The sequence below is a fragment of the Bacteroidetes bacterium SB0662_bin_6 genome, assembly GCA_009839485.1.
Lineage (GTDB): Bacteria > Bacteroidota > Rhodothermia > Rhodothermales > VXPQ01 > VXPQ01.
In genome coordinates, this window is sequence record VXPQ01000060.1 from 38,842 (window position 1) to 45,829 (window position 6,988).

Annotated in this window: 4 protein-coding genes and 1 pseudogene; all 5 read left to right on the top strand. The window is 60.6% G+C overall.

The features are described 5' to 3' along the window. Positions 1-39: 39 nt before the first annotated feature. Entirely contained in the window at positions 40-1,572 is a 1,533-nt protein-coding gene (locus tag F4Y00_11205; protein ID MYE05521.1) for a sodium:solute symporter family protein, read from the top strand. Between the two features lie 225 nt (positions 1,573-1,797). Beyond that, a pseudogene (locus F4Y00_11210) lies at positions 1,798-2,847 on the top strand (amidohydrolase family protein). Between the two features lie 848 nt (positions 2,848-3,695). Then, positions 3,696-5,240 carry an efflux transporter outer membrane subunit gene (locus tag F4Y00_11215; GenBank protein ID MYE05522.1) on the top strand — a complete coding sequence of 515 codons (1,545 nt, stop codon included), beginning with the start codon at positions 3,696-3,698 and terminating at the stop codon, positions 5,238-5,240. Further along, the gene (locus F4Y00_11220) at positions 5,237-6,454 is read left to right on the top strand and encodes an efflux RND transporter periplasmic adaptor subunit (GenBank protein ID MYE05523.1); all 1,218 of its coding nucleotides are present in this window, start codon (positions 5,237-5,239) and stop codon (positions 6,452-6,454) included. The genes F4Y00_11215 and F4Y00_11220 overlap by 4 nt, the downstream gene beginning before the upstream one ends. After that, positions 6,451-6,988: efflux RND transporter permease subunit (locus tag F4Y00_11225; protein MYE05524.1), on the top strand; the 538-nt coding region annotated here is incomplete at its 3' end. The genes F4Y00_11220 and F4Y00_11225, both read left to right, overlap by 4 nt.

Here is a 6,988-nt window from a genome sequence, read left to right on the forward strand (position 1 = left end):
AATCGTTGGATTTTTGCCCACATTTCCTGAAAAACACCTATGCTGGGCCTTTTTTCCAATCCCTACATCCTTGCGATCCTTATTTATCTGACCGCCCTGGTCGGGGTCGGGTACTACAAGAGCCGGATCGTGAAGACGGGGGAAGACTTCATGGTGGCGGGTCGTACGCTCCACTGGTGGGTGCTGGTGGGCACGTTGCTTGCTACCTGGATGGGAAGCGGATCCCTGTTCGGCAGCGCCGGACTGGGGTATCGCAACGGCATGGCGGGGCTGTGGTCCAGCGCCGGCGCATGGGCCGGCATCGTGCTCATTTATTTTATTGCGCGCCGCATCCGCAATTTCGGCAAGGTGACCGTGCCGGACATTTTCGAGGCGCGCTACGGACGGGTTTCCAGCGTGCTGGCGACCATCGCCACCATCATTGCCTACCTGACCATCGTTTCGTATCAGTTTCGGGGCGGCGGCAATGTACTGCACTTCATTACGCAGGGAACGGAGGCGGAGATCTCCGTACAGGCGGGCATTGTCATCACGGCGCTCTTTGCGATTGCCTATACGGCGCTGGCCGGGATGCTGTCCGTCGTATACACCGATGTCGTGAACGGCGTACTCATGGTGCTGGGTGTGTTCGCCACGGTATTTTTCATGGTGGGTGCGGTTGGGGGGATGGATGAGATCGTAATGTATGCGGAAGCGGCAGGAAAATGGGAGTTGTTCGGTAACTGGGCGAACGAGCGCACCGGCGCCTCGTCCGGGCCGATCGTAGCCATATCCTTTCTGATCCCGACCATGCTTCTCCTGATGGGCGACGCCAACATGTACCAGCGCATATTCAGCGCGAAGGACGGCAATGCGGCGCAGAAGGCCGTGTTTTTCTGGGTGATCGGCGTGGTGGTGCTCGAGTCCGCCGTGTATTTCGTGGGCCTGACCGGGGCGGTGGCGGCCGATCAGGGGCTCATTCCCGAACTGTTCGCCGGGGGGGCGGCGGATGTGGCGGGCAACCGGTCCGAGTACATCATTCCGACCCTGGCCATTTCCGAATATATGCCGCTTGTCCTGGGCATGACGCTGGTGGCCACCATGATGGCGATCATCGTTTCCACCGCAGACTCGTTCCTGCTGGTGCCTGCGACGAACCTGACGCGGGATGTGGTGCAGCGCTTCATTGCGCCGGATATGAGTTCCCGCGCCATCGTGTTTATGAGCCGGGGCTGGGTCCTTTTGCTGGGACTGATCGCCTATTTGCTGGTGGATCAGTTTCCGACCATTCTGACGGCGGCCTATACGGCCTATCTGGTGTACGGCACGTCCATAACTCCGGCGCTTCTTGCCGCATTCCTGTGGAAGCGGGCTACCGCGGCGGGGGCGATCGCCTCTATCCTGACGGGCGCCACCGTCACGCTGGTATGGACGTTCTGGATGTCCGATCAGGCCTGGTTCAGCAGCCTTCACCCGTTTCTGCAGGAGGTAACGTATCCTGCCGTGGTGTTGTCCATTCTGGCGCTTGTCGGCGTGAGTCTTGCCACTCCTCGTCCCCATCGTTCCCGCTGGGAGCCGTTTTTCGGAGGGTAGGAGACGGGGTGGCGCTTGCCGTAACCATTGGCCGTTTCAAAATGGTCTTTTCTCTTCATGCTCGACTTCTCCAAACCCATGAAAAGAATCCGTACGGGTTGGATATACCTGATCGTTCTTGTACTGACCGGCTGTTCGGCGGGATCTTCGCTGGCGCCGGCTGGCGACGCCGGCACTGCACTTGTGTCGACTGCGGCGCCCGCTACCGGAGTTGTAGATGGCCCGATGCCGTCCGTTCCCGGAGTCCCAGGCGAAGACATTGCGTCCGTTGCCGACGCCGGCGCCCCCGTTCCATTCTTCAACGACGCCCATTTCCACTTGCTGAATTATGTGCAGAAGGGTCCCCCGGTGCGCGAATATCTCGACATGGTGGGGGACCGGGTAGGCCGCACGGCCCTGTTCGGTATTCCGTTGCAGCAGAAATGGGATTATTTCGTATCCGGCGACCGGGCCCCGGATTATTACCTGCGCTCGGACGCGGCGCTCTACTACTATTCGTTCGTGGATGCGGCGATCGCCCGCGAATACCTGTCGTTGTCGGAGTCGGAGCGGCAACGGGTGGACCCCATGATCACGGGTTTCAATCCCACGGACATGTACGCCGCCGACCACATCGAGCGTGTCCTGCGCACGTTCCCCGGTGTGTTCGCCGGTATCGGCGAGTTCAGCATTCACAAGGAGTTCGTCTCGTCGAAGATCACGGGGCATACGGCCAGTCTGCGCAACCCTGCCCTGGACCGGATTCTGGCCAAAGCCGCGGAAATCGGCCTGGTGGTCATCCTCCATTGCGATATCGACAGTGTGCGTCCCGGCCCCGACCCGGATTATTACGAAGACCTGCTGCGCGTCTTTGCGGCGCATCCCGGGACCGCCATCATCTGGGCCCATACCGGACTGGGTCGTTTTGTGGCGCCGTCCCCGGAGCATGTCGAATTGCTCGACCATATGTTGAGCGATCCGCGTTACCGGCACGTGATGCTCGACATTTCCTGGGACGAGGTGGCGAAGTACCTTGTCAAGGATGACGAAACGGTGGATGCGTGGGCCGCGCTCATAGCCAGGCACCCCACGCGGTTTCTCTTCGGCACCGATTCCGTGGGGCCGGCGGACTGGGAAGCCTATGCCCGGACCCATACGATGTACCGGCCGTTGTGGGACCGTCTTGCTCCCGACGTGCGCGCCCGGGTGGAGCGTCTGAACTACGAGCGCATCTTCGACGCTGCGATTCCAAGGGTGCGAGCCTGGGAAGCGGAGCAATCCATGGCCGCTCAGGACGACGAGGGTTTTGTTTCGGTTTTCAATGGCGCGGATCTGACAGGATGGACCGGTGACACGGAAGGTTATACCGTCGAGAACGGCAGCCTCGTGTGTCTTAAAGAGGGAGGCGGTAATCTCTATATAGATAGGGAATACAGCGACTTTCACCTGCGTTTCGCGTTTAAGCTGGAGTCCGGGGCCAACAATGGGGTGGGAATCCGCGCCGAGCGGGGCAAGGACGCCGCGTACTACGGCATGGAAATCCAGATACTCGACGACACTGCCCGGCAATACGCCAATTTGCAACCATGGCAATATCACGGCTCTGTGTATGGTGTTGCCCCGGCGCATCGCGGATATCAGAAGCCGCTGGGCGAATGGAACGAACAAGAGATCGTGGCTCGAGGTAACCACATCACTGTCATCCTCAACGGGACGGTGATCGTGGATGTTGATCTGGAACAGGAGGCCGGGTCCGGAACGATCGACGGCAGGGAGCATCCGGGTCTGTTCAATCCGTCGGGCTACATCGGTTTTCTGGGCCACGGCCACCGCATCGAATTCCGGGATATTCGCGTCAAGGCGTTGTAGTGTTTTTTCGCCGAGTCGATAATGGATGAGAGGAAAATCTGACCCTGAGCAGCATGGTGGATAGCTTGGAGGCGGCGATTCGCCATGTGCTCTGAATCGTGCGCAGGGGTATGGATCCGTACATTCCGGTTACGCTTTGCAAGCCCGCCTTGCGCTAAAGAGGGGGGCTTATAGCATTTTTCAATGAATCTGGATACTTTGTCCCCCTGCGGATACCATAGCTATACAGGAATAGGGCGTGGATTGAATTTCGTCCGCTCCGGCGCAAGACGACTATGCACCCTAAAACGCCAATAACAGTAATACGAACGGTTCTGTGCCTGCTTGTTTCGGGCGCCTTGTTCGCCGGATGCTCGTTGGCGCCGCGAACCTCGGTTCCCGAGTCTGTTTCCGAACTGCCCGGGGATTTCGCGGAGAGCCTTGCGGACGGTCCTCACGAACCGGTGGAATGGTGGCATGCCTTCGCCGATCCGGCGCTCAACACCGTGGTTGATTCGGTGCTGGTCTCCAACTTCGATCTGGCAGCGGGGGTTGCCCGGGTCCAGCAGGCAAGAGCGAGGGCGCGCATGGTCAGGGCTGCATACTTCCCGGCTATTCAGGTGAGTGGGGGCGTCAACGACTTCGACTCGCCCACGAACGCCGGCATTGGCGCGCAAATCCAGGAGTTGGGATTGGGCGGGGATCAAAGCGATTTTCCCATACCCTTCACGCTACCCGACCGGTTGGCGCTCACTACCTACACGCTGAGCGCCGACTTTGCCTACGAACTGGATTTCTGGGGCCGTGTTCGTAATGATGCCCTTGCAGCGGGCGCCGAACACCTTGCTTCGGAATCGGACTTTCACGCAGCCCGCATCGGAATCCTGTCCGAGACGATCACGACCTATTTCGAGATCGCCGATCTGCGGCGGCAGACCGCGCTTGCCCGCGAGATGGTGGATGTTCTTCTGGAGCAGGAGCAGTTGGCCCTGACCCGGTACGACCGGGGACTTGCGGGTTCTTTCTATCTCTATCGGGTGCGTCAGGAGTTGCGCAACGCGCAGGCAGGGTTGCCGCAACTGGAAAGTCTGTTGGCCGGCGCCGAGGGACGCCTCTCCGTATTGCTGGGCGGCTACCGGCCGGATATGGAGGCAATCCTTCCTGATGCACTTACTCCCTCGCCGGCAGCGGATCCTGTTCCGGCGGGCGTCCCGGCGGATCTTCTGCTCCAGCGGCCGGATGTGATAGCCGCCGGACAGCGGCTGGACGCGGCCCGTTACGCGATCGGAGCCCGCCGTGCCCAGTTGCTCCCCACCTTCTCGTTTTCGGGATCTATCGGATTGCAGAGCACGGAAGTCGATGGGCTCTTCAATGTAGACCAGTGGTTCCGTAACCTGATAGGGAATCTGACCGCGCCGGTCATACAGGGCGGTCGTCTCAGAAACAATGTGGCGCTTGCCCATGCCCGTTTCGACGAGATGGCTGCTGCCTACGGGCGTACCGTGGTTACGGCTGTAAACGAGGTGGAGGCTGCTTTGGCCGGACTGGAAAACGCAACACGGCGTCATGCCTTTCTTCGTTCCCGTCTGGAGGAGGCCCAGGCTTCGGCGGCGCTCAAGTCACAGAGGTACGCGTCCGGAATTGACAGTTACATGGACTACCTGAATGTGTTACTCACTCGTCTGAACGTAGAGTCCGCACTCGCAGGTGCAGAGCGAGATTTGGCCCTGGCCCGTCTTGCGGTTCACCGTGCCCTTGGGGGCGCCTGGACGGCGCCGGATTCGCCGGATGCCCCGCGAATGACCTCTGCTCAGCCGGTATCAAATAGAGAAGACAGATGACTCGACGCAAAGGCTTCCTGGTGGCTGGCGGCATTCTGCTCGCATGCATGGCTCTGGCCGTTTTGCTGGTTCAACTCAGGCCCGAACCGGAGGTCCGGCCTCTTCCTGACAAGACGCCCGTTGCCATCACGGCTCCTGTGGTCGCCGGAGTTGGTCCCATTCCCGTGTACGGGGCCGGCACGGTTCGGCCCACTGCAGAGATCCATGTCACTGCTGAAGTCAACGGGAAGGTGTCCTGGGTGGACCCTGTTTTTCAGAGCGGAGGGCGTGTCGAGGAGGGACAGGTTCTGTTTCGCATCGACGATGCCGATTATCGTAACAGGGTGCAGCAGGCGCGCGCCAACGTGGCTGCTCAGCAGGTAGCGCTTCTTCAGGCCGAGGAGGAGGCCCTGATCGCACGTTCCGAATACGCGCAATTTCAACGCCGCGAGACGGGCGCCGCGTCTTCAGACGCCAGTCCTTTGACGCTTCGGGAGCCTCAGCTCGAGGCGGCCCGGGCCGCCCTGGTCAGAGACAGCACGTTGCTGGCCGATGCCGAGTTGGCTTTGTCCCGCACGGAGGTCCTTGCGCCCTTCAACGGGATTGTGCGGGACGAGTCCGTGGATGAAGGTCAGTTCGTGGCAGCCGGTCAGGGTGTGGGGCGCCTTTACGCTTCGGATGCGGTGGAGGTCGTGGTTCCACTCTCCGATGCCGATGCGGCGCTCATTCCCGGTCTTTGGAACCTCAGAGCGGGCGACGGGAATAGACGGGTGACCGCCCGTGTCATCGCAGAGTACGGTGATCGAAGCTACGCCTGGGAGGGCTATGTAGATCGGGCGGAGAGTTCGCTGGATGAACAGACGCGGACCATCGACGTGATTGTACGTGTTCCTGCCCCCTTCGCGGGCGGCGCCCTGGCAGGGGACAACAGTGCTCCCGCCGGCCCCGGTGCACCGCCTCTTCTTGTGGGCAAGTTTGTGGAAGTGCATATCCAGGGGATCGTTCCGGACCGGTACTTCATTGTCCGGCGCTCGGCGCTCAGGCCCGGCAACGAGATTTGGGCGGTACGCGGCGACACGGCGCTGACCATTGTCCCGGTGCGTGTTTTGCAGCGTTCCGATGACGACGTGTATGTGACCGGGGCGCTCGAAGCAGGTCAGGCGGTCGCCACAGGCGGCATTCAGTTTGCGACGGAAGGCATGGCGGTGCGGACCACTGCTGTGGAAGCCCCATGAATGGGGATGATCGTCTCGTCCGGGAGCAGCGGGGCCCCATAGCCTATATGGCGAAAAACAGCGTCGCTGCCAATCTGCTGATGCTGTTTCTGGTAGTGGCCGGACTGGCGGCGGCTCGTGATCTCATTCAGGAGGTTCTGCCCGACTTCTCCCTGGACCGTATCCAGATACTCGTGCCGTACCCTGGCGCCGCCCCCGAAGAGGTGGAGGAGTCCATAGTACGGAAGATCGAAGAGCAGATCCGGGCGGTAGACGGCCTGAAGCGTGTGGAGGCTACCGCCTCCGAGGGGCTTGCGTCGGTAATCGCCGAGTTCAAAGCGAATACGGATATCAGCCGCGCCTTGAACGACATCAAGGCTGAGGTTGATCGCATCCCCACCTTTCCTGCGGGTGCGGAACGGCCTGAAGTGCGCGAAGTGACGAGCCGGCAGAGCGTAATACGTCTCCTGATCTATGGGGACGTGCCGGAATCCACACTCAAGGAACTGGCATACGAGATTGAGGAAGGAATTTCGTCTTTACCCGAAGTGTCTT